Source organism: Halapricum salinum, assembly GCF_004799665.1.
Lineage (GTDB): Archaea > Halobacteriota > Halobacteria > Halobacteriales > Haloarculaceae > Halapricum > Halapricum salinum.
Genome location: NZ_CP031310.1, coordinates 284,050 through 309,740 on the forward strand (window position 1 = coordinate 284,050; position 25,691 = coordinate 309,740).

The following is a 25,691-nucleotide window of genomic DNA, read 5'->3' on the forward strand; positions in this document are numbered from 1 at the left end:
GCGGGGCATTATTCGTGGCAACACGCGGGATTTATATCCGTCGGCGGACGATTACAGCACGTTATGGGACAGACACTCACGGAAAAGATCCTCTCCGATCATCTCGTCGAAGGTGAACTCGAACCCGGCGAGGAGATCGGGATCGAGATCGATCAGGTCCTCACGCAGGACACGACAGGAACTCTCGTATGGCTGCAGTTCGAGGCGCTCGGCCTCGAAGAGGTCCAGACGGAACTCGCAGCGCAGTACTGTGACCACCAGACCTATCAGTTCGACTTCAAGAACACGGACGACCACCGCTTCCTCCGCTCTGCGGCGGGCACGTTCGGCGCGCACTTCTCGCGACCCGGCAACGGTATCTGTCACAACGTCCACAAGGAGAACTTCGCCGCCCCCGGCAAGACGATGCTCGGCAGCGACTCGCACACACCGACTCCCGGTGGTCTGGGCGAACTCGCCATCGGTTCGGGCGGACTGGACGTCGCCGTCGCGATGGGTGGCGGCGCGTACTACATCGATATGCCCGAGGTCGTCAACGTCCGACTCGAAGGCGAACTCCCCGAGTGGGCGACCGCCAAGGACGTCATCCTCGAGATGCTGCGCCGCCTCTCCGTGAAGGGGGGCGTCGGCAAGGTGCTCGAATACACCGGCCCCGGCGTCGAGACCCTCTCGGTGCCCGAGCGAACGACGATCACCAACATGGGGACCGAACTCGGCGCGACCTCCTCGATCTTCCCGACCGACGAGAAGACCAAGGACTACCTCGCCCGACAGGGTCGCGAGGATGCCTTCGAAGAGGTCGGCCCCGACGAAGATGCAGAATACCACGACGAGATCGTCGTCGACCTCTCGGAGCTCGAGCCGCTCATCGCCGAGCCGTCGATGCCCGACAACGTCGTCCCCGTCCGCGAGGCCGCGGGCCAGGACGTCGAGCAGGTCATGATCGGCTCCTGTACCAACGGTGGCTACGAGGACATCCTCCCGGCCGCGAAGATGCTCGAAGGCCGCGAGATCGACAAGAAGACCGAGATGATCGTCGCGCCCGGCTCCAAGCAGGCGAGCGAGATGCTCGCACGTGACGGCTGGGCCGCCGAACTGATGGCCGCCGGGGTCAACTTCTCCGAATCCACCTGCGGTGCCTGTATCGGGATCGGCCACGTGCCCGCAAGCGACTCGGTGTCACTGCGGACCTTCAACCGCAACTTCGAGGGCCGCTCGGGTCTGGAAGACGACAACGTCTACCTCTGCTCGCCCGAGGTCGCAGCCGCCGCGGCGCTCGCCGGCGAGATCGTCGACCCGCGCGACCTGGCCGACGAACTCGGCGACCTCGACGCACCCGGCTTCGAACTGCCCGACGCCTACGACGGCTCGAAGGCCGACCTCATCGCGCCCGACGAGGCCGTCGACGACGGGCTCGTCAAGGGGCCGAACATCGGTGACGTGCCGCTGAAGGACCCGCTCGACTCCAAGCTCGAAGGGCCGACCCTCCTGAAGATGGAGGACAACATCACGACCGACCACATCATCCCGGCGACACAGGACATCCTGATGTACCGGTCGAACATCCCGAAACTCTCGGAGTTTACCCTCTCGCGGGTCGACGAGAGCTTCGCCGACCGCGCACTGGAGAGCGACGGCGGCTTCCTCGTCGCCGGTGAGAACTACGGCCAGGGCTCCTCGCGTGAACACGCGGCCCTCTGTCCGATGTTCCTCGGTGTCGAAGGCGTGCTCGCCCAGAGCTTCGCCCGGATCCACAAGGCGAACCTGTTCAACTTCGGCCTCCTGCCCCTGGAGATCGACGAGGACACCTACGCGAAGATCGAGCAGGGCGACGACATCGAAATCGTCGACGACGTCGCCGAGGCCGTCCGCTCCGGTCAGGAAGAGTTCACCATCCGCGTCAACGACGACTGGGAAGCGACCGGCCACCTCGACGCCTCCGCTCGCGAGCGCGAAATCCTCGCAGACGGTGGCAAACTGTCGCACACGAAAAAGCAGTACGAGCAGGAAGACGGCGCGACGCCCGCTGACGACTGACCTGTCGTCAGCCGGCAGCGCCCTCCGACGACTGAATTGTCGTCAGCCGGCAGCGCCCTCCGACGACTGATCTGAGACGAAAGGTACTGACCTCGCAGGTCCTGTAATTAGATACCGACGCCGTTTTTTCACAGACGAGAACACGTTAGCCGCTGCCGATTTTCGTGTCGTGACTCACGTGCTGGACGTGGCAGTGGCTGGACGATCAGTACACAGAAAACGGGTAGAGAGGGGGTGGGGGGTGTTGGGGTGGCACCCAAAACTGGGTGCAACTCAGTCTTGGCCGCCGATATTTAAGAACTTTGCGGCCAACGTGGCGGAGTCCGTGACTTTCAGGGACAATAGCCATATATTTCGAGAGGTTCAACTCCCTCCTGTGACGACGACCGCACCGGGAGCCGAGTCGCCGAGCCCGACCATCCGCCAGGCGGTGCGTGCCGACCTCCTGGCAGTGTTCCAGATCGAGCAGGCGTCGTTTCCCCAGCCGTGGCCGTTCTCGGCGTTCGAGCAGTTCCTGGAGACGCCAGGATTTCTCGTGGCCGAAACGGGCGCATCCGACAGCGGTCACGACCACGTCGACCGCTCGGGGATCGTCGGCTACGTCGTGGCCGACGCCATCCCGAACCACGGGACGCCGCTCGGGCACGTCAAGGACCTGGCGGTGCACCCGGAGTTCCGTAGTGAGGGGATCGGCAAACGGCTGCTGAGTGAGGCGTTGACGATCCTCGATTCCCAGGGCGTCGACTCGGTGAAACTCGAAGTGCGAGCGACCAACGACCGGGCACGCAGTCTGTATCGCTCCTTTGGATTCGAGCACTGCCGGACGATCCCGAACTACTACGACAACGGCGAGGACGCGCTCGTTCTGTTGCGGTGATCGGCTGCGGGCCGTCGACCGGTGCCGAAAGTTCGATCGTCGCGGGACCGTTCGTTAGTCTTTAGCCCACCGCTCACGAACCGAGGATAATGACTGCCCAAGCCGCCGAATCCCGCGAACTGGCGGTCGTCATCGGCCTGGAGGTCCACGTTCAGGTCGAGACGGCGACGAAGATCTTCTGTAGCTGCTCGACCGACGTCGGCGACGACGAGCCCAACACCCACACCTGTCCGGTGTGTCTGGGCCTTCCGGGATCACTCCCGGTGCTCAACGAGGGAGCCGTCGAGGCTGCCGTCAAGATCGGGAAGGCCATCGACGCCGACATCCCCGAGGAGACCACCTTCCACCGCAAGAACTACTACTATCCCGACCTGCCGAAGAACTTTCAGATCACGCAGTACGACGCCCCGATCTGTCAGGACGGCGAACTGGAGTTCAGCCACGAGGGCAGCCGCCGTTCCGTGGGGATCCGGCGAGCACACCTCGAAGAAGATCCCGGCTCGATCAAACACGTCCGCGAGGGGACCGAGAGCCTGGAAGCCCGGACGTGCTCGATCGATCGGGCGGACTACACGCTGATCGACTACAACCGTGCGGGCACGCCGCTGATGGAGATCGTGACTCGGCCGGACTTCCGCGACCCCGCCGAAGTGCGGGCCTTCCTCGAAAAGCTCGAAGAGGTCCTCGAATACCTGGGCGTGTTCGACCCCACCCGCGACGGCTCACTGCGGATCGACGCCAACCTCTCGGTCGTCGACGCCGCAGAGGTCGGGGAGGATGGCGAAATTAGCGAGGACGTACTGGAGGAAGCCAACCGCACGGAGGTCAAGAACATCTCCAGTCACAAGGGTGCCGAGCAAGCGCTCTCGTTCGAAGCCTCCCGCCAGAAGAAACTCATCGAGTCGGGCCGGGCGGTCGAACAGGAGACGCGGCACTTCAACGAGACCCACGGCAACACCGTCGGGATGCGCTCGAAAGAAGAGGAGAAGGACTACCGGTACTTCCGGGAAGCCGACCTCCCGCCGTTGCAGGTCAGCGACTGGAAGGAGACGATTCCGATTCCGGAACTCCCGGACGCCCGACGCAAGCGCTTCCAGAGCGAGTACGGCCTGAGCGAAGAAGCGGCCTCGAAACTCACCTCGACGAAACAGGTCGCGGATTTCTACGAGGAACTCGCCAGCGAGTACGACGCCGACCTGGTGGCGACGTGGGTCGCGGACAACCTCCTCGGAGAGCTGAACTACCGCGACATGGCGATCACGGACATCGAAGATCGACTGAACGAGGTCGCAACGCTCGTCGAACTCGTGGCGGACGAGGAGATTACCGCCAAGAACGCCCGTGAGATCGTCCTCCGGGATATGCTCGACGAGGGCGACGACCCCGAGACGGTCGTCGAGCGCGAGGGTCTAGGCAAGTCCTCGGGAGACGAAGTCCAGCAAGCCGTCGAGGAAGCCATCGAAGAGAACCCCGACGCCGTCGAGGACTATCACAGCGGCGAGGGCGGCGCGATCAACTTCCTGGTCGGCCAGGTCATGCAAAAGACGGGAGGGAGTGCGGATCCGAGTGACGTAAACGGCCGCCTCCGCGAGGAACTCGACGAATGAACCGGGCGTTCGAAACGTTCGAGGTGATCCCGGCAGTCGACATGCAGGACGGGCAAGTGGTCCAGCTGGTCGGCGGCGAGCGCGGCACGGGAAAGACCTACGGCGACCCCGTCGAAGCCGCCCGGCGATGGGTCGACGCCGGCGCGGAGACGCTCCATCTGGTCGATCTCGACGGCGCGTTCGAAGGCGAACGGGAGAACGCCCCCGCGATCGAGGCGATCCTCGACGCAGTCGACGTCGACGTCCAGCTGGGTGGTGGAATCCGCACTGCCGAGGGCGCGATCGACCTCCTGGATTCTGGCGTCGATCGCGTGATTCTCGGGACGGCCGCCGTCGAGAACCCCGAGATCGTCGCCGAGATCAGCGAGGAACATCCCGAAAGTGTGCTCGTCAGCCTCGACGCCAAAGACGGCGAGGTCGTCGTTTCGGGCTGGACCGAAGGCACAGGGTTAGATCCCGCCGACGCGGCCGGCCGCTACGAGGAGCTGGGCGCTGGCGGGATCCTCTTCACTGACGTCGACGTCGAGGGGCAACTGGAAGGCGTCCGCACGGAACCAGTCCGGCGCGTCGTCGATGCCGTCGGCATCCCCGTAATCGCCAGCGGCGGGGTCGCAACGATCGAGGACGTCCGGGCCCTGCAAGACGCGGGCGCGGCCGCAGTCGTGGTCGGTAGTGCGCTCTACGAGGGTGCATTCACGCTCGAAGACGCGATGGCCGCCGTCGCTGAGTGATTCCCAATCGGTTCGAAGGCAACGAAGAGCGGACGAACAGACTTTTCTCACCCACGGGGTGAATCTGAGTATGGACGAGTCGAGTACCGACGAGCGGGCGGTTCGATCCCGGCGATTGTGGACGGCTGCGATCGTCCTGTTCGTGGCGCTCGAAGGACTCGGCCTGCAGATGCGCGGTCCGCTGCTCCCGATTCTCGAAACCGAGTGGGGAATTTCCAAGAGCTTGCAGGGACTGGTCAGCCCCGCCGGGACGCTCGGCTTTGCACTGACAGTCTTGGGCATCGGAGCCGTCGCCGGGCGAGTCGACACCCGTCGGTACTTCTTCGCGGGCGTCGCACTGACGATGGTGGGAGTCGTCGGGATGGCGCTGGCCCCGATTTTCGTCGCGTATCTCGGCTTTCTCGTCGTCCGCGGCCTCGGAACCGGCGTCTCGCGAGGGCTCGATAGGCCGTTGCTGGGCCACCTCTATCCGAATGCTCGAGGGCGCGTGTTCAATCTCTACGATATGGCCTGGGCGGTCGGCGCGGCCGCCGGACCGGCGGTGTTGAGCCTGGCAGTCGCACAGGGGGACTGGCGCTACGCATACGGTGGGCTGGCGGTGGCGTTCGGCCTCGTCGCACTCCTGGTCTGGCGGCTGCGGCCGCCGGAGGTCGATGCGGAGGCTCAGCTCGACATCGGGGCAGCGAAAGCCCTCCTGCAGATGCCCGCGGTCGCAGCGACGACCATCGCGCTGGTCTTTCACACAGGTCTGGAAGGCGCGATGTTCATCTGGTTGTCGACCTTCGGCAGAGAGATTGCGGGGTTCAGCCAGGAGACAGCGAGCCTCCTCTTGAGTGTGTTCCTCGTCGCGTACGTCCCGGGTCGGTTGGTCTATACGATCATCGCCGAACGGGTCGGCTACGGCCCGCTGGTCGTCATCCTGGAAGTGCTGATCGTCCCGACGTTCCTCTGGACCTTTTTCGTCGCCGACGGGCTAGCGACGTTCGCCGGGGTCGCGGTCCTCGGCGCACTCGTCTCGGGGATCTTCCCGACGCTGCTGGCGTTCGGGACCCAGGTCGCGCCCGAGTACAGCGGGCCGATCAACGGTCTCACGACCGCCACGGCGTCGGTGAGCATCGCGATCGTTCCGGTCGCGATGGGCGTGCTGGCCGACGCCAGTTCCATCAGATCCGCGATGTGGATCCCGCTCGCGCTCACCCTTCTCGTCGCGCCCACAGTCGTGATCGCCCGACGGATCGATCCCAATATCTGACGTGGGTGGGAGTGACGAAGACCAGTCACATTCTTCACTGGGGCCGGCGTGAATCGAGATATGACCGACCGAACCGCAGCCGTCACGCGCGAGACTGCCGAGACCGACATCGAGGTCGTCCTCGACGTCGACGGCGACGGTGACTCGACCGTCGAGACGGGGATCGGCTTCTTCGATCACATGCTGGATTCGTTTGCCACGCACGGCCTGTTCGACCTCACGGTCCAGTGTGACGGCGACCTGGAGATCGACGACCACCACACCGTCGAGGACGTCGCGATCACGCTCGGCGACGCCTTCGCGGAGGCGCTGGGCGAGAAGCGAGGTATCGTCCGCTACGCCGACCGGAAGGTCCCGCTGGACGAAGCGGTCGCAGGGATCGTCCTCGACATCTCGGGCCGGCCGTACTTCGAATTCGACGGCGAGTTCTCCCAGGACTCCGTGGGAGACTTTACGAGCCACATGGCCGAGCACTTCGCGATGTCACTGGCGATGAACGCCGGACTCACCCTCCACGCCCAAATCGAGGGCGACAACGCCCACCACGAAATCGAGGCGCTGTTCAAGTGTCTCGCCCGCAGTCTCGACGACGCGACCCGGATCGACGAGCGCCGCAGCGACGTGGCCTCGACGAAGGGCGAACTCTGAGAGTACCTAACTATTTGCCCACGATAGTTATTCAAGAATATACTAGAATTGTTTGGCATGGCAGATTCCGGCATCGACTCAGATATCGACCAAGAGGTCGACGAACTGGAAGAGAACATCGACCGAGACGCGGGCTACGACCACGAGGCGGCCAGCGAGATCCAGACGTCGATCGCCAAACTGGAGAACTCCTCGGTCGAGATCGCCGAGCGAGCCGACTACATCAAAGACCTGACCGCCGAACAGTACACGGGGATGGACAAGGTCGCGAACGAGGTCTCGAACCTCAGTGCGGCCATCGAGGAGGTTGCCTCCTCGACCGAGGAGGTTTCGGCGTCGAGCCAGGAAGCCGAACGACTGGCCGAGCGTGGGCAGGCGGCCGCCGACGAGACGATCGACGTGATGGAGTCGATCAATGACGCCTCCGACAGCGTCAGCCAGGACGTCAGGACGATCCAGCGCAGCGTCGAAGAGATCGACGAGGTCGTCGAGATCATCAACGACATCGCCGACCAGACGAACATGCTCGCGCTCAACGCCTCGATCGAGGCCGCCCGTGCCGGGGAAGCCGGCGAGGGCTTCGCCGTCGTCGCAGATGAAGTCAAGTCCCTGGCCGAGCAGGCCCAGCAAGAGGCATCGCGGATCGAAGGGATGGTCGCCGACATCCAGGACGACACTGACAACGCCGTGCGCAGTTTGGAAAAAAGCAACGAGCAGATCGACCGCGGGATCGACACGGTTGGAGAAGCCATGGAGATCCTCGAATCGCTCGGCGAGGCCGTCCAAGAGATCAACGCCGGAATCCAGGAAGTCGCGAGCGCCACCGACCAGCAGGCCGCTTCCGCTGAGGAAGTGGCGAGTATGGTCGACCAATCGACGATGAACGCCGAGGAGATAGCGGACGAAGTCGAGGACGTCGTCGAGGAGATCGACGATCAAACCGGACAGATCGTCGACGTCAACCAGGCTGTCGACGAACTGGTCGACGATCTGCAACGCAATGCAGTAACTGCTGACGACTGAGTTGTCGACGGCCGGCTCGCGAGCAGTCTCGTCTGCGAGCAGTCCAGCCGGGAGACCTGAATTATCGACGGCCGACACGACTGCGCGTTCATGCGCAGTCAGTCCAGCCGGGAGAAGCATTGTCGACGGCCGGCTCACGAGCGCTCCCGTGCGCGAGTAGTCCAGCGGAGAGCAGCAGTGTCGACGGCCGACTCGTGAGCCGATTCTCTCAAGTGACTCTCACGCCCGTAGAGCTATATCGACTGCTGGGAGTCGGTCTGGTATCGATGTCTCGAACGATACATACTCCATGTCGCCGCGGTGAGCGCCGATGACGAACCTCGCGATCGCCGGCTTTTTCGCCGTGTTCGCGGCCCTGACAGGCTACGGGTTCGTCAGCCAGCGGCGTCGCACCCGTCGGATGGCCGAGACCGAGACCACTCGCTCCGATCAGGTGCTGGAGGGACTGGTCGAACTGAAAGGCACGGTTCGGGCCCGCGAGACCGTCCGTGATCCGCTCTCGAACGACGAGGCGGTGCTGGTCGACTGGGAACTCACGAAGCAGGAGCTGGACGCCGACGGCGATATCCAGGACCGGACGATCGCGAGTGGTCGCCGCGAGGCCGTCTTCGACCTCGAAGACGAGGGCGGCACGATCCGCGTCGATCCCGAGGGCGCGACGCTCAAGATGTCTGGGTCGAACCGGCACAAAGAGACGCTACGAGGCCACGACGATCGGCTGACGAGCCTCAGAGAGGGAACCGAGAGCGATCAGGGCGGCACCGAGCGGGCCGGCGTCTCGATCCGGGCCGACGGCGTCAGCACCCTGATCGACTTCGACACGGACGACCGGCGGACCTATCGCGCGGAGACGCTCACACCCGGCGACGGCGTCTACGTCCTCGGGACGGCGACGCGAGACGGGGAGGAGACAATCGTCGGCAGGGGCGACACCCGCGGCAAGTACTTCCTCTCGGATATGAGCGAGGCGGAGCTGTCGGACACCTTCGCGAGCAACCAGTTGCTGCTCGGCGTGATCGCGCTCGGCTCTGCCGCCGCGATGGTCTGGTTCCTGCTGCCGTAGCTTCGAGCGCGCCTCGACAGCTATCCACAGTGACCACAAGAACAAGGCACTCCCCGGTCGACACCCCGGTATGGACGTCGCTATCGTCGCCGCGTCGATGACAGATTTCGGCGAGCACGACAGCTGGATACGGGATCTACTGGCCGAGGCTGGCCAGTCGTGCCTCGACGCCGCGCCACTCGATCGGGAGGCGGTCGAACACTGCTACGTCTCGAACATGGCCAGCGGCGAGTTCGAGGGGCAGACCGGCGTGATGAACGCGCTGGCACACGATCTCGGACTCATCGGGACCTACACCCAGCGCGTCGACCAGACGAGTGCTTCGGGCGGCGCGGGGGTCTACGCGGCCTGGCAGTCGATCGCCAGCGGCGCGAGCGACTGCACCCTCCTCGTCGGCGGCGAGAAGATGACCCACCGCTCGACCGGCGAGGCCACGGACGTCATCGCCTCGCTCACCCATCCTGTCGAGTACAAACACGGCGTGACGCTGCCGAGCTTTGCGGGACTGACCGCCCGCCGGTACATGGACCGCTTCGACGCACCGCGGGAGAGTCTCGCCGAAGTAGCGGTGAAGAACCACGCCCACGGCGCGATGAACCCCCACGCCCAGTTCCAGAGAGAGATCGACGTCCAGACGGTACTCGAGAGTCCGATCGTCGCCGACCCCCTGCGGCTGTACGACTTCTGCCCCATCACCGACGGCGCGGCGGGGTTGCTCTTCTGCCCAGTCGAGGTGGCCGCAGAACACACGGACGACTACGTCGTCGTCTCGGGAATCGCAGGGGCGACCGACACCCACGTCGTCCACGAGCGCGCCGAGCCGACGTGGATGGCAGGCGTCGCCGAAAGCGGTGACGAGGCACTGGCGATGGCCGACCGCGAAATCGACGCGGTCGACGTCGCGGAACTGCACGACATGTTCACCATCCTCGAAGTGCTACAACTGGAAGCCCTGGGGATCGCCGAGCGGGGGGAGGGCTGGCAACTGGCTCGGGAGGGTGTGACGACGCTCGACGGCGACCTGCCGGTCAATCCCTCGGGCGGACTCAAGTCCAAGGGCCATCCCCTCGGAGCAAGTGGCGTCGCACAGGTGGTCGAATTGTACGAGCAGCTGCTCGGCGGCGCGGGCGAGCGGCAGGTCGACGCCGACGTCGCCCTGGCGTGTAACGTCGGGGGGTTCGGAAACTGCGTGACGACGACGGTGCTGGAGGGGGCACGATGAGCGACAATGCGGCGAGTGGGGACGAGAACGACCGGCCCGGCCTACTCGCTCACCGCTGTCCGAACGGCCACCTCACGTATCCCGGCCACCCGTGCTGTCCGGAGTGTGGCGAGACCCAGACCGAGACGGTCGATCTGTCCGATCGAGTTGGTGAGGTCGTCACCTGGACCGAGAGTACGGCCACGCCGCCCGGCGTTCGCGAGCCGAACACGCTCGCGATTGTCGTCTTCGAGGTCGACGACCAACAGGTGCGTGCGATCGGTCAAGTAGCGGGGACAGTCGAGATCGGTGACACGGTCGAAGCGGTCTACGTCGAACAGTTGCGCGACCCCGAGGCGGGGATCCGCGAGCCGGACAGTCAACGCTGGGACGGCTATCGGTTCCGCCGCGTCGATTAGGGCGTCAGTTCTGACCGGGTACGTTCACGGCCGGTCATGGCAGTCTCGTCGGCCCGGATCCGGTCGATCGCGTCGGCGATCGTCCGCACGCCGTCGTCGTCACGGTGGGGATAGACCACTTCGAGATCGTCGTCTCGGGTGATCGCCAGACACGCGACCGGCAAGACGAGGGCGTCACAGGGGTCGCCACTCGTCCAGCTATAACAGCGCCGCGTTTCGAAACACGGGTCGAGCGAAACGTCGACCTGTCTCGCCCAGGCCGAAAACGCCGAATAGACGTGCTCGACGACCGAGTCGGTCGCTTCGTCGTCGGTCAGTTCGACCTTGGCCGGCCAGCGGGTCACGCCGACGGTCCAGCCGCGGGCGTCTACCAGAGCCTCCAGTTCCGACTGGAGGGCGTCGAGTCTGGCGCGAGTGGGGTCGGGGAGGTGTGTTCGGACGTACAGTTCGAGGTGGACATCGGTGGATGGTGTCATGCGTGCTGGTGGTGTGGGACGTTCGAAACGCGCGAGTTGAGTGCGGTCAGTCGGCCGTTCCCGACTCCGGGGTCGAGGGAAGCGAGTCGTGAACGGGCCCCGAGAGTGCAGCGAGACCGTCCGCGACCGTCCGTGGTTCGGCCCCGACGTGCGGGTAGACTGCCTCGATCTCGTCGCCGTCGTAGACGGCCAGGCAGACGACTGGGACCACCAGCGATTGCTCGCACTCGCCAGTCACCATCGAGTAACACGCCCGGCTGTCGAATCCGGGCGAAAGTTGGACGCCAGCGTCTCGGGCCCACTCACGAAACGAGACATAGCGCGACTCCGCGGCGTCGAACGACTGGTGTTTCGACCAGCGATAGCGTGCGTAGGAGTCGATCTCCGAGGCCGCTACCAGCTGGTCGAGTCGTGCCGAGAGCCGCTCCAGACGGCTCTCGACCGGTTCCGGGAGGTCGTCTCTGACGACCAGTTCGACACGCCGCTGCCCGCCGCGAGTGGTCTCGGGCATGGGTACGTCTAGCCAGCACGTCTACAATAATAAATCATTATTGTCTATATTTGACTATTCGTCGTCGCTGTCGACCTGGTCCTTGATCGACCGGAGTTCGGCTTCGACGTCGACACTGGGGCCAGTTTCGAGGGTGTCGAGTTCCTCGTCAGTGAGTCGATCCTGGATCTCCTGCTGGAGAGTACGGGCGTCGTCGAGGAGTTCGCGCGCTTCGCTGTCCGGCGGCTCGGCCGCGAGCGCCGACTGTGCCTCGGCGAGCGCGTCGTCCAATCGTGCGAGCGCAGCCGCGCCGAGTTCGCTCGCGCGGTCGGCCGCCGCAGTACCCCGCGACTCGCTCGCCTCGGCCGTTCGCAGCGTCCGCTGGAGGAGTCTGAGTGCGCGGACGTTCGTCTCCAGCAGCAAGATGATCCCCGGAATCGCCACGTCGGTGGTGAACTGCCGCAGTTCGTCGGCCCGGGGCGGCCGCGGGACCAGTGGCGGTCGCCGCGACCGCTCCAGTTCACGCTGGAGTCGGTCGAGACGGTCGGTGAGTGCAGCCAGTTGCTGGTCGACTGATGGCGGGGACTCCTCGTCGCTCATACTGGATCGTTCGGGAGACGACCGCTAAAATACCGGTGGTCGATCCGTCCTGCGAGCCCCGCAGCGACACTAGCTGATGAATTCGTTGTCGCGCCAGTCGACGCCGTTCTTGCCCTGATCCTCTTTCGGGTCTTCGGTGACGGTGATCGTCGCCGGACGCTCTTCACCGTCGACGATCCGAACGGCTTCGAGTTCGTCGTCTTCGTTGGCGACGATAGCCGTCAGCGTCCCCTTCTCGGCGATCCGGGCGATCTGACAGAGAACGGTGAACATCGGGTACTGGACGGCCGTGTTCTGGAGGACAGTCTCGCGGTCGCCTTTGAAGCAGGCGTACTCGACGAGTTCGGATTCGATCTCCTCTTCTTCCTCTTCGAGCGCACCCCACTGCGGGCCGCCGCCCATCGAGGACCCCGGTCCTTCCATCTCTTCGGGGTCTTCCTCGTAGACGCGGTTCTCGGTGACGCTGGCCTTGAGCTGAGCCGTCGGGGTGTACTTGCTCATCTCCTGGTCGGCGGCGACGGCACTCAGGATGAGCGTGTTGTTCCGACGGGTGATGTCGACGTCTGTGATCTCTTCGGGGAGGTCTGGATCCTCGAAGTGATCGTAGACATCTTCGAGTGGCAGTTCGAGTGTCGAATGGAGTCGGTATACGCGGCTGGACATAGTTGGTGATGGGGGATGTGCGGTCACGCCGGGCCGCTGGCGCTGGTAGTCGTCTCTGTATAGGATACCATCGCTTATATGGCCTGCTCTTTTTGATGTGGCGTGCCAACACGGAACAGATATCGATCCGACGCGGGGCAGTATGACCCACGTCACCGGGTGAGCGACGGCTTACCTGATAATTATGTGTGCCCGCCGGATAGGATAGGCCGATGAGCGAGCACTATCAGGTCACGGTCGTCGGCGGCGGTCCCGCCGGCCTGACGACCGCGCTGTACACGACCCGCCTCGGACACGACACGGCCATGATCAACCGCGGTGGCGGTCGCGCGGCGATGATGAAAGACACCCACAACGTCATCGGCGTTACCGAGGACGTCTCGGGCAACGAGTTCCTCCAGACTGCGATCGAGCAGATTCAAGAATACGGTGCGGACTACTACCGCGATTTCGTCCAGTCCGCAGAGCGCCTCGACGACGGCCGCTTCCGGCTGGAGGCCGGTGACGTCACCGTCGAGACCGACGCGGTCGTCCTGGCGACGGGCTTCAGCGACAAACGCCCCGATCCACCTCTTCCGCGCACTGGCGCAGGGCTGCACTACTGTCTGCACTGCGACGCTTACATGTTTGTCGACGAACCGGTCTACGTGATGGGCCACAGCGACTCGGTCGCCTACGTCGCGATGATCATGCTCAACTTCACCGACGAGGTCGACATCCTCCTGCGCGGCGACGAGCCGACGTGGTCGGCCGAGACCCAGGCGATGGTCGAGGCCCACCCGATCGACGTCATCGACACCGAGATCGAAAGTGTCGAGAACGGCGCGGACGGCTGGCTCGAAGCCATCGAGTTCGAAGATGGGACCCGGCGAGAGTACCGCGGCGGCTTCGCGATGTACGGCTCGGAGTTCAATACCGAACTGGCCGAACAGCTCGGCTGTGATCTCACCGACAGCGGCGAGATCGAGGTCGGCGACCACGGGAAGACCAGCGTCGAGAACGTCTGGGCCGTCGGCGACGTCACCCCGGGACACAACCAGATCCCGGTCGCGATGGGCCAGGGCGCGAAAGCCGGAATCGACATCCACTACGATCTCCGAACCTTCCCGATGTCAGTCGAGGAGATCGAGGCGCGCGGTGGACTCTCGAAAGACGACGTGCCGGCGATTTCGGATCGGCTCCGCGAGCGCGCGGCGGCCCACGAGGGCGGGCCCGGCGAAGAAGAGCAGGCCGCAGCCGACGACTGACGTCACGTCTCCTCGGCGTCGCTTTCACTGTCGTCATCTGCGCCCGCAGCGTCGGCATCGCTGTCGTCTTCGCCTGCCCGGCCGACGTCTTTTTCGTGACTGTGCGTCTCGTCAACATCGCTTTGGCCGCTGTTCGACTCGACAGTCTCGTTGTCGTTCGCGGATTCGTCACTCGTTGACGCACCGTCACTACCGAGGTCGGCGCGGTGGCGGAGCCGCTCGAAGACTGACTGGGCGTCGCCGTCAGCGTCGGCTTCCTGCGTGGCCTCGTCGTCTCGCGCCTGTTCGGACGCCCGTTCTGCGTCCGTCTCCGAGTCGGTCAGGCTGGCGACTGCGTCGCTCGGCTCGAGCAGGTCGTCGGCCGCCGACAGCGTCGGTGCGTCGTAGTAGTAGACGACGTCGCCGTCCAGCACGAGATAGGACTCGTCGTCTGCCACCTCGATCACGCGGCGGTCGGTGTCGATCGCGAGATCGACCAGCCCGGAGAGACTCGTCGTCTCGATACTGGTATCGGCGTCCTCGACACGACCAGCCGGGAATCGAGCTTCAGAGATCCACTCGTCGAACTCCGCGCGATCGGCGCGATAGTCGAGGTACGCGTGTTCGCGTTCGGTGACCAGTAGCAGTCCGCTGTAGCGGCCGTATCCCAGGCCGATCAGCCCGACCACCCCGACGAATAGCGCCAGCGGTCCGCCGTATCGCCACAGGGGACCCGGCGGGACCATAACCTCCTCTCGGTCCCGGACAGTTCGCTCACCCCGTTCCACGACCGGACCGCTGTCGTTCACGCGATAGAGGTCGTTCTCTATCGTCAGTGGCAACCGATAGGTCCGGTTGGTCTCGACTGGCTGTCCGCTGCGAGTGCCGTCGAGTTGGACTCTCGTGACGAACGTCGTCTCGATGGTGCCGGCCGATGTCCCGAGTTCGGTCTGGATCTGCTCGATCTCTCTCTCGAGCCGGGAGACGTTCTGCGCGAACGACTGCCGGAGCGTCTCGCCCGGCGCGAGCGTCGCCGTAGTCTTCTCGAGTGGGCGCTCGATCCGCCAGTAGTCTCGCTGTGTCACCTGGCCCCCGTCCGCGACTGACCGGACCACCAGCGTCGTCGATGCCTCTGCAGTGAGTTCGCCGCTGTCGGAAGTGTAGTTGTAGACGAACGATCCGTTCAGTCTGGGCGCGATCTTCCGGAAGTACGCCGAGCGGTTCTCCAGCGTCTCCCCGACGTCGAAGACTCGCGTGTCGTTGATGACGGTCGCCTGGTGGGCGAACTGCCCGGTCGACGTCCAGGTCACCTCCGTGTCGACCGTCGTCTCCGTCCGTTCGTTCGTCTGCCCGTACGCCCCGTACGTCATAAAAACGCCCAGTCCGACCAGCGCGACGAGTACGACGACCACGACTGCGACGTTCTCATCAGCGACTGCACGGACGCGAAGTCCCCCGTCGTCCATCGTGTCACTCGTTCTTGTCATCCCCACTAATCGATTCCGTATTCTTTCTCGAATCTACCTGTGAGGAGAACTATTCGCATCTATCTGAATCGTGCGAGCAAGCGGTCGGTCGCAGTGGGTCCGTCTCTGGATCGCCTGCGGACGCGTCCAGTCCCGACCAGCGTGACGCCGACGACGTAGAAGGGGACGCCGATTAGCGCGTCGATGACGACGATAGGTACCCACGGATGGATAGCGTACAACGATTCGACGTGTGACTGCGGGAGCAAGGCCAGATATCGATGTTCGGTGAGAAACAGCCGGTAGGAGCCTGTCTCGGGCGGTGCAGTGAGCGTGAGAGTCCCGTTTCGGTAGTCGGTGCCGCCGACCCGGAACCGCTCTGGTTCGATGTCGACGTTCTCGCTTCCCTCCTCGAAGAACACGTAGACGGGGACCTGTCCCCCGTTGCCGACAGTGAACTGCAGTGTTTCGCTGGTCCCCTGCTGGATGATGTCAGAGCGCTCGGACGCGAACTCCGAACTGATGACCTGATAGGACTGCGGGCCGGCGGGCGCGACCATCGTCGCCGTCGCCGCCAGGACGAGCGCTGCGGCCATCACTCCGATCAGTAGACGGGCACTGAGCCCGCTGTCACGTTCGCGGCCCCTGTCGCGACGCCTGTCGTTGCTGAGGTAGACGTCGAGGGCGTACAGGACGACAGTCAGCCCGAAGATGAGATAGGCGATGCCCTGCGTACCGAGCAACGCCCGAGAGCCGAACAGCTGTGCGAGCCGGAGCTGCAGCGTCTCCAGAACCCCCTGGACGCCCTCGACGACGGTGCCCAGATACGGGATGACAATCGGGTCAGATCCGGGTTGCCAGGCGACTGCGACTATCTGCTCGCGCTTGACCGGCGGCTCCCCGCTGTCCTGGTCGGTAAAGGGGTTGTTGTCCCCGCGCGTGATGAACCCCTGGTCGGTCTCACCGACGATCCGGTGGGTCGTCAGCCCGCCGCCCTCGATCTGCTCGGCGTCGAAGACGACCACGTCACCCTCTTCGACTGGTCCGGCGACTGCGGCGGGGACGGCGACGAACCCGTCGCCGGTCTGGATGGTCGGCGCCATGCTCTCGCTGGTGACGTAGCTCAACAGCACTGGCTGGCCGAGTACCTGCCCTACCAGTAACCCGAGAACGACGACCACGAGTATCGCTCCCACGCTCTTCTTGAGCACACCCCGCCAGTCCATCGTGCAGTCGTTATGTCCCAGTTGATAAATAATTGAGGGGATTCGCGTCGGTGAGCCGTTTACAGCGTGTGATAGACGTACGTCGAGATGAACCCGAGTGCGTACCCGACGAAGTGGACGTAGAGGTTGAACACCCGCTGTCCGGCGATCGGGTCGACCGGGAACGTCACGAACGGCATCGCGACGAGTACCAGCAGAGCGACGATGGTCAGATCAGCTCGGCTGCCGCGCTCGAACGCCCGTCTGGCGCTAGCTCTGAGTCGCTCATACGAGCCGGAACCCGACAGCGAGTAGAACACGATGACGAGCAGCAACAGCACGACTACTTCCGCTAGCGTCGCGACGAGGACCCACGTGACGGAGGCAGGAGCACCGTCGACGGCGACAGTGACGGGATTCGCGACGACGGCCCTGAGCAACTGAACTGTCGCAAGCAGAAGTCCGAGAAAGAACAGCAGGGGTGCGGCAGTGCGCGTATCTCCGAGTTGCAGCCGAGTCGTAGCGTGTTTTGCCACGACCAGTGGCAGGTAGCCGTAGTAGGCCATCAGGACACCCGAGAATCCGAAGGTGACGCCGCTGCGGAGGATTGTGAGATTGAGATACGACAGCAAAATGGGGCTGCTCGCCAGCAGGGCGACGAATACGACGCGAAACTCCCAGTCGTCGCCGGCGTCGAGACTCAGCGCGTACAGGATCGGAACGACCAGCGTGTATCCGACGAGATTGAACAGTAGATGGCCGCTATCGAAGTGGACGAACGGGGCGGTAAACGCCGTTGGAATCGACGGGGTCGTGTACTGGAACACGAGCGTCCCTCGAGTCGCCGGGGAAAGTGCAAAGACGCCGAGTATCGCGACCGGAACGCTCGCGAGCAGCAGGACGTCGACCGGATGGAATCCGCGCCGCAACGCCTGCCACAGCGATTCGTCGGTCTCGAGCGTGTCCTCAGCCATCCGATTCAGGTTGGCCATCGGCCCCCGCTCCTGTATCCTTGGCGGTCGCGTCGCCACCGATTCGAGCAGCCCGGCACGCGTCCGTCACCGGGCCCGATACCGGCGATAGGCTGTCAGTGACGCCAGAGCGACCAACAGCAATATGAGCAGTCCCACGGCCCGCGTCGCATCGAGACTGCCGATCTCTGCGGGGAACCCACCGGAGTCGTCGTCGGTCGTCTGTGACTCGACCGGGTCCGTCGTGGAGTCGGTCGGCCCGACCGTGGTCGTCACGCTACTCGGCGGCCCCGTGGGTCCGTTTCCGGCCGTGGTGGTGACAGTCGGCTCTGGCGTCGGTTCCGGGGTCGGTTCCGGCGTCGGCTCTGGTGTTGGTTCCAGCGTCGGTTCCGGCGTGGGCGTGGGCGTCGGCTCTGGTGTTGGTTCCGGCGTCGGCTCTGGTGTTGGTTCCAGCGTCGGAGTCGGCGTTTCCTGTTCGACGTGAACAGTGAACCCGGAAACGCTCTCGACGTCGTGTTCGCCACGGGTGTCGACGAGGAGGCCGACGGCCACAGACTCCGCCGGCGACAACTCGATCATGTTCGTCGGCCCTTCGAGACTGTCGGCCGGATCGTCGTCGTGATAGAATCGGACGTCTTCCGCGTCGTCGGAGATCCAGATCCGCGCCGTCCCGGTTCCAGTATTCGTGATCGTGAACACGCGATGGAGCGGCGTCCGCGAGCCGTCGGCGATACCGCCGCCGTCGAGATCCGGATTCGCACTGGAGAGCATGAGCTCGATCTCGCCCGCGTCGTTGATCACCGCATACCTGCCGTTTTGTCCGTCGGCCGGCGACATCTCGATGTCGACCTGATCGACGTCGTCGGTCCCCATCGACAGCGGGACCGCTCCCGTCGAGACGAGCATGGCTGTCGAGGCGACGAGCGCGGCGACGAGGAGGACAGTTCGGGTCACGGATATCCAACGCTCCGGCAGGGAAGCTCTGTTCCGTACGAGGGGGCCGACGACCCTTGTATTGATGTGCTTGAACGCTTCTGACTACCGTAGACATCCGCGGTATGGCAGTGACTGAGTGCATGTGATGGCCATCCAACAGCGTTCACGCACACCAATACAAGGTAGGATCCGTCCGAGTCTTCGGACGGGAGGATGTCACTGCAAGAACCAACCGAGCGGGTGAATCTGTCGTCGCTTCAGGAACACCTCACCGAAGCACTCGAACAGACGGACAACGAGCCAGCGAGGTATCACCTCAGAGAAGCGTATCAGAAAGTCATTATCATAGACGAAGAACGATCGTGAAGATCACGAACAGTAGATTTTGTGAAAGAAAGTCGACAGGATTCTGATCGCTAAATACTACTGCTCGACCACGGATCGAAGCGGAACGAGCCGCCTTCGACCTGCACTGAGACCGCACTACCTGCGCCGTTCGCGACCGCACCTGTGCTCGCATCTTCGACGGGATTGCCGACTAGCGTCCCGGGACCCGTGTCGTCTCCCCACCAGTTCTGCGTGACGTCGAGCGTATGGTCCGGGTCCTTGGTTACGGCACCGATGGGGACCTGGACGAAGTTGTTGTTCGTGACCGACACCAGATCGGCGTCTGCGTTCCCGTCGACGCCGAACGCGCTCCCTGGATAGGGCGCACTCGTCGGGTCAGTCGTGGGACTGAACTGCGATCCAGCCGTGTTCAGCCGGCGGATCGAATTGCCCTCTACAGCGACACTCTTTGGTGACACGCTACCGTAGCCGTCAGTAGTGGTGTGGGTCGATACGATCCCCCAGGTCCATCCAGCAGAGTAGACGTCCTCGACAGTGTTTCCGAAGATATCGACACCGTCGACGGTTCCTTGCACCTTGATCGCCGATGCGCCACCGTAGTGTGGCCATTCTTTCGAGACGTCACCGTCGTTGACGATGTCACGGACGGTGTTATCCTGGACGACGACGCCACCGACGGGAGACTCACTGGCGTCGAACACGTGGATCGCGTTGATCGTGGCCGGAGTGTCTATCCCGTCCGGAACTGTCGTGTTGTCCGCCCGGATCCCCTCAAGGAGGTTCGCCTCGACTGTGACGTCGTCTCCGGTGACCAGCAGCACGCTCGGATCGATGCCACCGGGCTGGAACACAGTTGAGGGCGCAAACCGGACCTTCCGAACAGTCGCGCCGTCAGCCTGGACCGACACTGTCCCGTCTACAGTAGCTGGATCACCGTCAGTCGGATCGGTCACTCCTTCGAGCGTCACGCGTTCGTCGACAGTGAGCGTCTCTTCGTAGGACCCGGGCGCGACGAGGACCGTATCATCGGTCGCTGCCCGGTCGAGCTGTTCACTGATTTGCGTGCCGATCTCTCTGGTCGGATAGGTGACGGTCTCTGCCGATTCGTCACCATCGTAGTCGTACTCGAACTCGGAGGTGGTTGCACGAGCGTCACTGCCAGTCCACGCGAGCACGCCACCGTTTTCGAAGCTATTCGCCTCGATCCACGTCGCCCAGGGCCACGGTGCGTCGTGAAGTGTTCCGATCCCCCACACGGGAGGAGTGTCGTCTGCAGTGAACTCGTTGTCTTCGAGCGTGGCTCCTCCGGCTGCCTTGTTCAACCACTCGATGTGATCGATCGCGCCCTGGAACCCGACCTCCGAAAGGGTATTGTTCTGCAGGACACGGTTGGAGGCGGACGAGTCGTTACCGGCCCCGTTGTTGACGGTCACACCACCCTCGATCAGATTGTTCTCTAAGGAGAACGACTGGACTCCCGAGTCGTTGAAGTAGACGCCACCGCCGCCATCGTTCGGGACGACCACAGAGTGTCTGAGGGTGAAGTTGTCCCCCGAGACCTCGACGTTCTTGTTCGGAGATGCTTCGGGATTCGCCCGGAGCTCTACGCCGTGGATCGTCACACCGTCTGCCGCGACGAAGGGGCCGTTCGTCCCGAACGGCGAGCTGGTCTGTGAGACGATCGTTGCCTGCACGTCGTCGGAGTCGGTAATCGGATCACCGCTCTCGTCGACACCGAGGATGGTGAGTCCATCGACATCGACGAAGAGACCGAACGAATAGGGGCTGTTGGTCGTCCCATAGGCGTCTCTGTTCTCTGCGATCTCTTCGTAGGTTCCCGGTTCGACGTGGATCGTACTCCCGGAGACATTGTCGATCGCCGACTGGAGTGAGCCGTATTCGTTGCTTTCAGTCGGGTTCGTCGTCACGATCGCGAAGTCCCCACCGACGGGATCGACCGCGCCAGACGATTCCGGTTTGTCAACAGTCGCGTTGATAGTCACCGATAGCGTCCCGCCGTCGGTCACCGCTGTCGAGTCGACGTAGACCCCGATACTCGCGGCCTGACCGACACCGAGGCCGAGAACCTCGTCGGTATCGTTGCGCAGTTTCTTGTCCTCGTTCCCGTCCGGGTAGAAGTAGACATCTCCGGGCTCGAATCCAACATCCGAAAAGTCCACCGACGCCCAGACGTAGATGGTCTGCGTTCCGTTATTGGTGATTTGAAAGACGTCGTCGAACTGGTAGACTGAATCCGATCCAACGCCTGAAGCGTCGAACTCAGAGTTCGAAAAGTCGATTCCGAGTGTTCCACCCTCGAGGGAGGCGTACGCGCCGTTTGGCCCACTCGACGGTTGCATCCCCAGCAACGCACTCGAGTCGCCAGCGACTTCCACAGAAATCGATCGGTTCGCGCTCACACTCGTGAACGCACCACTACCCATTGCGGCTGCCCCACCGGCAGCGAGCGATCCCACACCGAGCAAGAACTTCCGTCTGTGTGTCACAGTTCGGTCACCAGTCGCAAACCCACCGGCGGAGTCGAACCGCCGTCCGTGCGTCCCGGATGGGGCGCACAGTGTCCGAGTGGGCGAACAGTTCGATGGCGATGCGTCTCGTGAGTCACGGCGTTTCGGCTGTGATCGTCAGTTGTCCCGAGAGATCGTCGCTGGTCGACCCACCGTGGGTGTCGATCTCGATCGAGCTGAAGATCCGCTTGCCCAGGACGAACGAATCGCCACTCTGGCCCGTCGGGACGGTGACCGACCCGCCACCGGTCAGGCTACCGTAGTACGTCGGATTGCCGGGACCGAACGCCGGAGACGCGCCGTCGTAGACGTGAAAGCGAATCTCGGAGTTCCCTGGATCGCCGGCGTACGCGTACTCGAAGGTGAGTTCGTACTCCTGAGTGCCACGGTTCTCGATACCGAAGGCCGCACGCGGCGTGTACGTGTGGTTCGAGACCCAGTCGATGTTGTCGTCTCCGACCGGAACCCAGCCGCTCTCCTGATCCCAGTTCGGCGTGCCGATCCACGTCGTCGCATCGACGTTGACGCCGCTGGCACCACCCTGTGACACGTCGACGTCCAGCGTCCCGTCGCCGTTCTGGTGGACGAGCGCCGGATCCGACCCCTCGATCTTGTGGACGACGGGCGTCATCCTGAGGAGTGCCGTGTTGTCGCCGGCCACTTCGACCGAGACCTGGCGGTTGGCGCTCACGCTCGTGAACGCCCCTGACCCTATCGTGAGGGCTCCGCCGGCACTCAGTGAGCCCAGCGCAGCCAGTACGTTGCGTCGTTTCATGTGTAACCCCACCTACGGGGAAAACCCACCGGCGGAATCGAACCGCCGTACGCCAGCGTGGGAGGCCGTGTGCACAACGCCCGACTGTTCGTGTTGGGCGCTCGACTCTCGCGATCAGTCGTGATTGCCACCGACTCGCTCGGCGACGACCGTCAGCGTCTCGTCATATTTGCCCGTGTCTGTTCCGTGCGTGTCGATGTACAGGCCGACGTTGATGTTCTCTCCGACTTCGAGCGTCGGCGGACTCTCGGAGAGGCGGCCCGCATCGGTGACGAGTGCCAGCTCCTTGAAGTCACCACCGTCGTACGCACTCCAGACGGTGATCGGCTGCGTTCCGTGGTTGCTGATCTTAAGAAGATCGTGAAATTCATAGACGGAGTTCGGAGCAACGCCGTCTGCATCCGGGTTTTCACCATCGTCGTCACCTGGGATATCGAACTTCACGACCCTCCCGCCTGTGGAGGACCGTCCAGTCCGAACATCGCTGATTCCCTCGTCGACGTTGGGTTCGAGACGAAGAAATGCACGGTAATCTCTCGCGACGGCAACGGAAACGCTTCGCTCGGCGCTGACGCTGGTGAACGCACCGGTGCCAAAGGTGAATGTGCCGGCCCCGGCTAGCGCACCCACGCCCGCGAGGAGACTACGCCGTTTCATCGGTCTGGGTCGTTAGTCCTGGTTCCCGCCGGTCTTTTCGGCGACGAACGTGAGGGTCCCTCCGCTGACCTGATCGAAGTCGACACCCTTCGGGATGTAGATCCCGATATTCGAGGCTGACTCGCCCGGAGTGAGCGTCGTGGTCTGGCTCGTATCGGCACTGGACAGTCCTGTGTTGTCGCTGCTGTCTCCCTGGGAGTTCTCCGCGTAGATTCCGAGGTACCCACCCTGGGACGCGATCAGGTCTGAGTCGACCGAGAGGACGACGTCCTGGGTCCCGTTGTTGGTGATATCGAGCAGGTTGTCGAATATCGTCTTCGCGTTTCGGTTGATACCGGACGCCGAGGAGCCCGCGGTATCATCGGCCTGCGTGAAGTCGAGACTGACAACCCCGTTTTCGTCAACGTCGACGTATTCTTGCGCGTTCGGGTACACGTTCCCGGCGTCGTCTTCGGCTTTACTGATACTGAGGAACGCACTCGCGTCACCAGCGACGTCGATCGAGAGCTCTCGGTCAGCTTCGACACTCGTGAACGCGCCACTACCCATTGCAGCTGCCCCACCGGCAGCGAGCGATCCCATTCCGAGCAGGAACTTGCGTCGTTTTGTCATAGTTAGTCTACCTCTGTTTGTCCGCACGCCCCCGAACCCCACCTACCGGGTCGCTCCCATTCGGGGTCGTCTCCGGGACGTGCTTGTCTACTAACTATTCTGCTACCCACCTTGTATTGAGGTACCTGAGCGAGTGAGTGTCACCGTTTGAAATCAGGGATAGCACTCTTTGAAACCGGTCGTGCGGGTGCAAAGGCACCCTGAAATCAATGCGTACGACGCTGGAATTAGTCACTCGGACTTTCTTTCGTACGAGTTGAGAAATATCAACAGCAATAATAGATAAACGCCCGCATGCACCGGGTTTAGGAAGAACCTACTCTCGAAATACATCACTATCCAACAGCTTTTTGTAGCATAGGTCACACTTGTCAGACACCAAGGTGGGACTCGATGGCAAGCTCGACTGGGGGTCTCCAGACCTCCGCAGGAGGAGTGGGAATCGAATCGGATCAATCGGCGGACGAGGGGCAAGAGGAAGTCGACGATCCGCTCACGCGTGACGATACGTTCGAGATCCTGAGCAACCACCGGCGACGGTTCGCGCTGCATCACCTCCAGCAGAACGGCGACCGAGCGGATCTCGGCGATCTCTCAGAGCACGTCGCCGCCTGGGAGAACGACATTGGCGTGGCGGAAGTCTCTTCGAGCGAGCGCAAGCGCGTCTACACCTCTCTTCAGCAGTTCCATCTCCCGAAAATGGACGAGAAGGGCGTCGTGGAGTTCGACGATCGCGAGGGCGTCGTCGAGCTCACGGCCGCCGCAGGGGACGTCGACATCTATCTGGAGGTCGTCGACGGCAACGACGTCCCGTGGAGCCAGTACTATCTCGGTCTGGCCGCAGTAAACCTGGGCATCCTCGGGGCCGCGCTGGCGGGGCTCTACCCGTTCACACTCGTCCCATCTGCCGGTCTCGCGCTGCTCGTCGTCACGACGTTCCTCGTCTCCGCGCTCGTCCACACGTACTTCAACCGCACAGAGATGCGACTGGGCGACAGCGACACGCCACCGGAAGTGGAGGGGTGAGATGACACGACGATGGGTGTACGGCGGACTGGTCGTACTCGCCATCTCACTACTCGTGAGTACCGGGAGCTTCAGTACAGCGTCAGCCGATCGAGACCTCGACGTCACCGTGGCCGACGATGCCTCCGCGTTCGTTGGATACGACGCCACCTGTACGAACGGAACGCTCTCGGTCACGATCGCGAACCGGTTCGACAGTCCGATATCGGGATCGGTCACGGTCGACGACTCGACGTCTGCCTTCGATTTGGTCTCACCCGGTGACGAAACAGTCGTCACTGTCAATTCGACGGCGGAAGAACCAGTCACAGTCACCGTCGACGGTCCCGAGACGAGTGTCGAACTCGACCGCACAGCGCCTGCAACGTGTTGAGGAGCTGCACTGGAGAACGGATTCGGATTCCACGAATTCGCGGGAGTGTGGGACCGCCGAACACAGTCTGCTTCTCGAACCGAGTCGTCCCTCTGGTCGGTCAGTTGGTAGCGGCGGCCGACCAGTCACTGTCGATCAGTCGTCGGCGGCCGCACCGTCGTCGGCCTGTTCGCGACGGACGACGTCACTCTCGATACTCGGCGGGTACTTCCCGCGATCCAGCTTGAGGTCCGACTGCGGGCGCGCCATACACGTGAGCGCGTACTGCTCACGTTCCTCGTCAGTGAGCCCGCGCGCGGCCGGCTGAGTCACCTCGCCGTCGACGATCTCCGCAGAGCAAGCCAGACACATCCCGACCCGGCAGGAGTACTCCTGGGCGATCCCTTCGTCGATACACCGGCTCAGGATGGTCTCCTTGTCGGAGACGGTGATCTCCTCGTCCGTGCCCACGAACTCGACGGTGTACTCTGTCATGCACTGT

At 63.4% G+C, this 25,691-nt stretch carries 26 protein-coding genes; 13 read left to right on the plus strand and 13 right to left on the minus strand.

What is annotated here, in order from left to right:
- Positions 1–63 precede the first annotated feature (63 nt).
- The 10 genes from DV733_RS01355 to DV733_RS01400 all read left to right on the plus strand — a co-directional run bounded on the left by DV733_RS01355 (position 64) and on the right by DV733_RS01400 (position 10,858).
- Positions 64–2,037, plus strand: coding sequence for an aconitate hydratase (locus DV733_RS01355; RefSeq protein WP_049993392.1), 1,974 nt, complete (start codon positions 64–66; stop codon positions 2,035–2,037).
- Between the two features lie 376 nt (positions 2,038–2,413).
- Positions 2,414–2,914 (plus strand): ribosomal protein S18-alanine N-acetyltransferase, encoded by a 501-nt coding sequence (gene rimI / locus DV733_RS01360; RefSeq protein ID WP_049993393.1) that lies wholly within the window; start codon positions 2,414–2,416, stop codon positions 2,912–2,914.
- Between the two features lie 89 nt (positions 2,915–3,003).
- A complete protein-coding gene (gene gatB / locus DV733_RS01365) occupies positions 3,004–4,521 on the plus strand; it encodes an Asp-tRNA(Asn)/Glu-tRNA(Gln) amidotransferase subunit GatB (protein WP_049993394.1) in 1,518 nt (505 codons plus the stop codon).
- Complete coding sequence (hisA, locus tag DV733_RS01370; RefSeq protein WP_049993395.1) at positions 4,518–5,252, plus strand: 1-(5-phosphoribosyl)-5-[(5-phosphoribosylamino)methylideneamino]imidazole-4-carboxamide isomerase; 735 nt, start codon at positions 4,518–4,520, stop codon at positions 5,250–5,252. The genes gatB and hisA overlap by 4 nt, the downstream gene beginning before the upstream one ends.
- Positions 5,253–5,322: 70 nt before the next feature.
- Entirely contained in the window at positions 5,323–6,504 is a 1,182-nt protein-coding gene (locus DV733_RS01375; RefSeq protein ID WP_049993396.1) for an MFS transporter, read from the plus strand.
- Between the two features lie 60 nt (positions 6,505–6,564).
- Entirely contained in the window at positions 6,565–7,152 is a 588-nt protein-coding gene (gene hisB, locus DV733_RS01380) for an imidazoleglycerol-phosphate dehydratase HisB (protein WP_049993397.1), read from the plus strand.
- 57 nt (positions 7,153–7,209) lie between these two features.
- Entirely contained in the window at positions 7,210–8,175 is a 966-nt protein-coding gene (locus DV733_RS01385; protein ID WP_049993398.1) for a methyl-accepting chemotaxis protein, read from the plus strand.
- A 310-nt stretch (positions 8,176–8,485) separates the two neighbouring features.
- A complete protein-coding gene (locus DV733_RS01390; protein ID WP_049993399.1) occupies positions 8,486–9,238 on the plus strand; it encodes a GIDE domain-containing protein in 753 nt (250 codons plus the stop codon).
- Between the two features lie 70 nt (positions 9,239–9,308).
- Complete coding sequence (locus DV733_RS01395; RefSeq protein ID WP_049993400.1) at positions 9,309–10,460, plus strand: thiolase family protein; 1,152 nt, start codon at positions 9,309–9,311, stop codon at positions 10,458–10,460.
- The gene (locus DV733_RS01400) at positions 10,457–10,858 is read left to right on the plus strand and encodes a Zn-ribbon domain-containing OB-fold protein (protein WP_049993401.1); all 402 of its coding nucleotides are present in this window, start codon (positions 10,457–10,459) and stop codon (positions 10,856–10,858) included. The genes DV733_RS01395 and DV733_RS01400 overlap by 4 nt, the downstream gene beginning before the upstream one ends.
- On the opposite strand, the gene DV733_RS01405 is transcribed toward DV733_RS01400, so the two are convergent.
- From DV733_RS01405 to DV733_RS01420, 4 genes are all read right to left on the minus strand, one after another.
- A complete protein-coding gene (locus DV733_RS01405) occupies positions 10,855–11,334 on the minus strand; it encodes an HTH domain-containing protein (protein WP_049993402.1) in 480 nt (159 codons plus the stop codon). The two genes, DV733_RS01400 and DV733_RS01405, sit on opposite strands and share 4 nt — an antisense overlap.
- A 46-nt stretch (positions 11,335–11,380) precedes the next feature.
- Positions 11,381–11,845 carry an HTH domain-containing protein gene (locus tag DV733_RS01410; protein WP_049993403.1) on the minus strand — a complete coding sequence of 155 codons (465 nt, stop codon included), beginning with the start codon at positions 11,843–11,845 and terminating at the stop codon, positions 11,381–11,383.
- Positions 11,846–11,899: 54 nt separating this feature from the next.
- Positions 11,900–12,424, minus strand: coding sequence for a DUF7547 family protein (locus tag DV733_RS01415; protein WP_049993404.1), 525 nt, complete (start codon positions 12,422–12,424; stop codon positions 11,900–11,902).
- Between the two features lie 69 nt (positions 12,425–12,493).
- On the minus strand, positions 12,494–13,087 hold the full coding sequence (locus DV733_RS01420; RefSeq protein WP_049993405.1) for a DUF7110 family protein: 594 nt from the start codon (positions 13,085–13,087) through the stop codon (positions 12,494–12,496).
- A gap of 212 nt (positions 13,088–13,299) precedes the next feature.
- Between DV733_RS01420 and DV733_RS01425 the strand changes: the two genes are divergently transcribed.
- Positions 13,300–14,334: an NAD(P)/FAD-dependent oxidoreductase gene (locus DV733_RS01425; RefSeq protein WP_049993406.1), complete on the plus strand. Its 1,035-nt coding sequence runs from the start codon at positions 13,300–13,302 to the stop codon at positions 14,332–14,334.
- Between the two features lie 2 nt (positions 14,335–14,336).
- On the opposite strand, the gene DV733_RS01430 is transcribed toward DV733_RS01425, so the two are convergent.
- The 8 genes from DV733_RS01430 to DV733_RS01465 all read right to left on the minus strand — a co-directional run bounded on the left by DV733_RS01430 (position 14,337) and on the right by DV733_RS01465 (position 23,811).
- Positions 14,337–15,779, minus strand: coding sequence for a DUF5305 domain-containing protein (locus DV733_RS01430; RefSeq protein ID WP_049993407.1), 1,443 nt, complete (start codon positions 15,777–15,779; stop codon positions 14,337–14,339).
- A gap of 80 nt (positions 15,780–15,859) precedes the next feature.
- Positions 15,860–17,005 (minus strand): signal peptidase I, encoded by a 1,146-nt coding sequence (locus DV733_RS01435; RefSeq protein WP_049993408.1) that lies wholly within the window; start codon positions 17,003–17,005, stop codon positions 15,860–15,862.
- A gap of 59 nt (positions 17,006–17,064) precedes the next feature.
- Positions 17,065–17,976 carry a rhomboid family intramembrane serine protease gene (locus DV733_RS01440; RefSeq protein WP_049993409.1) on the minus strand — a complete coding sequence of 304 codons (912 nt, stop codon included), beginning with the start codon at positions 17,974–17,976 and terminating at the stop codon, positions 17,065–17,067.
- A gap of 66 nt (positions 17,977–18,042) precedes the next feature.
- Positions 18,043–18,909 carry a DUF1102 domain-containing protein gene (locus DV733_RS01445; RefSeq protein ID WP_049993410.1) on the minus strand — a complete coding sequence of 289 codons (867 nt, stop codon included), beginning with the start codon at positions 18,907–18,909 and terminating at the stop codon, positions 18,043–18,045.
- A 398-nt stretch (positions 18,910–19,307) separates the two neighbouring features.
- Positions 19,308–21,746 (minus strand): DUF1102 domain-containing protein, encoded by a 2,439-nt coding sequence (locus tag DV733_RS01450; RefSeq protein WP_136342259.1) that lies wholly within the window; start codon positions 21,744–21,746, stop codon positions 19,308–19,310.
- Between the two features lie 115 nt (positions 21,747–21,861).
- Entirely contained in the window at positions 21,862–22,542 is a 681-nt protein-coding gene (locus DV733_RS01455) for a hypothetical protein (protein ID WP_049993412.1), read from the minus strand.
- 114 nt (positions 22,543–22,656) lie between these two features.
- Positions 22,657–23,199: a DUF1102 domain-containing protein gene (locus tag DV733_RS01460; protein WP_136342260.1), complete on the minus strand. Its 543-nt coding sequence runs from the start codon at positions 23,197–23,199 to the stop codon at positions 22,657–22,659.
- Positions 23,200–23,211: 12 nt separating this feature from the next.
- On the minus strand, positions 23,212–23,811 hold the full coding sequence (locus DV733_RS01465) for a hypothetical protein (RefSeq protein WP_136342261.1): 600 nt from the start codon (positions 23,809–23,811) through the stop codon (positions 23,212–23,214).
- A gap of 393 nt (positions 23,812–24,204) precedes the next feature.
- On the opposite strand from DV733_RS01465, the gene DV733_RS01470 reads away from it, so the two are divergent.
- Positions 24,205–24,837 carry a DUF7344 domain-containing protein gene (locus DV733_RS01470; protein ID WP_237560481.1) on the plus strand — a complete coding sequence of 211 codons (633 nt, stop codon included), beginning with the start codon at positions 24,205–24,207 and terminating at the stop codon, positions 24,835–24,837.
- 1 nt (position 24,838) lies between these two features.
- The gene (locus DV733_RS01475; RefSeq protein ID WP_049993415.1) at positions 24,839–25,210 is read left to right on the plus strand and encodes a hypothetical protein; all 372 of its coding nucleotides are present in this window, start codon (positions 24,839–24,841) and stop codon (positions 25,208–25,210) included.
- A 135-nt stretch (positions 25,211–25,345) separates the two neighbouring features.
- On the opposite strand, the gene DV733_RS01480 is transcribed toward DV733_RS01475, so the two are convergent.
- A complete protein-coding gene (locus tag DV733_RS01480) occupies positions 25,346–25,684 on the minus strand; it encodes a 2Fe-2S iron-sulfur cluster-binding protein (protein ID WP_049993416.1) in 339 nt (112 codons plus the stop codon).
- Positions 25,685–25,691: the final 7 nt, after the last annotated feature.

Coding starts and splice junctions, on each gene's coding strand:
- DV733_RS01355 (WP_049993392.1), top strand. CDS start 64: ATGGGACAGACACTCACGGAAAAGATCCTCTCCGATCATCTCGTCGAA.
- gatB (WP_049993394.1), top strand. CDS start 3,004: ATGACTGCCCAAGCCGCCGAATCCCGCGAACTGGCGGTCGTCATCGGC.
- hisA (WP_049993395.1), top strand. CDS start 4,518: ATGAACCGGGCGTTCGAAACGTTCGAGGTGATCCCGGCAGTCGACATG.
- DV733_RS01375 (WP_049993396.1), top strand. CDS start 5,323: ATGGACGAGTCGAGTACCGACGAGCGGGCGGTTCGATCCCGGCGATTG.
- hisB (WP_049993397.1), top strand. CDS start 6,565: ATGACCGACCGAACCGCAGCCGTCACGCGCGAGACTGCCGAGACCGAC.
- DV733_RS01385 (WP_049993398.1), top strand. CDS start 7,210: ATGGCAGATTCCGGCATCGACTCAGATATCGACCAAGAGGTCGACGAA.
- DV733_RS01390 (WP_049993399.1), top strand. CDS start 8,486: ATGACGAACCTCGCGATCGCCGGCTTTTTCGCCGTGTTCGCGGCCCTG.
- DV733_RS01395 (WP_049993400.1), top strand. CDS start 9,309: ATGGACGTCGCTATCGTCGCCGCGTCGATGACAGATTTCGGCGAGCAC.
- DV733_RS01400 (WP_049993401.1), top strand. CDS start 10,457: ATGAGCGACAATGCGGCGAGTGGGGACGAGAACGACCGGCCCGGCCTA.
- DV733_RS01405 (WP_049993402.1), bottom strand. CDS start 11,334: ATGACACCATCCACCGATGTCCACCTCGAACTGTACGTCCGAACACAC.
- DV733_RS01410 (WP_049993403.1), bottom strand. CDS start 11,845: ATGCCCGAGACCACTCGCGGCGGGCAGCGGCGTGTCGAACTGGTCGTC.
- DV733_RS01415 (WP_049993404.1), bottom strand. CDS start 12,424: ATGAGCGACGAGGAGTCCCCGCCATCAGTCGACCAGCAACTGGCTGCA.
- DV733_RS01420 (WP_049993405.1), bottom strand. CDS start 13,087: ATGTCCAGCCGCGTATACCGACTCCATTCGACACTCGAACTGCCACTC.
- DV733_RS01425 (WP_049993406.1), top strand. CDS start 13,300: ATGAGCGAGCACTATCAGGTCACGGTCGTCGGCGGCGGTCCCGCCGGC.
- DV733_RS01430 (WP_049993407.1), bottom strand. CDS start 15,779: ATGGACGACGGGGGACTTCGCGTCCGTGCAGTCGCTGATGAGAACGTC.
- DV733_RS01435 (WP_049993408.1), bottom strand. CDS start 17,005: ATGGACTGGCGGGGTGTGCTCAAGAAGAGCGTGGGAGCGATACTCGTG.
- DV733_RS01440 (WP_049993409.1), bottom strand. CDS start 17,976: ATGGCCAACCTGAATCGGATGGCTGAGGACACGCTCGAGACCGACGAA.
- DV733_RS01455 (WP_049993412.1), bottom strand. CDS start 22,542: ATGAAACGACGCAACGTACTGGCTGCGCTGGGCTCACTGAGTGCCGGC.
- DV733_RS01460 (WP_136342260.1), bottom strand. CDS start 23,199: ATGAAACGGCGTAGTCTCCTCGCGGGCGTGGGTGCGCTAGCCGGGGCC.
- DV733_RS01465 (WP_136342261.1), bottom strand. CDS start 23,811: ATGACAAAACGACGCAAGTTCCTGCTCGGAATGGGATCGCTCGCTGCC.
- DV733_RS01470 (WP_237560481.1), top strand. CDS start 24,205: ATGGCAAGCTCGACTGGGGGTCTCCAGACCTCCGCAGGAGGAGTGGGA.
- DV733_RS01475 (WP_049993415.1), top strand. CDS start 24,839: ATGACACGACGATGGGTGTACGGCGGACTGGTCGTACTCGCCATCTCA.
- DV733_RS01480 (WP_049993416.1), bottom strand. CDS start 25,684: ATGACAGAGTACACCGTCGAGTTCGTGGGCACGGACGAGGAGATCACC.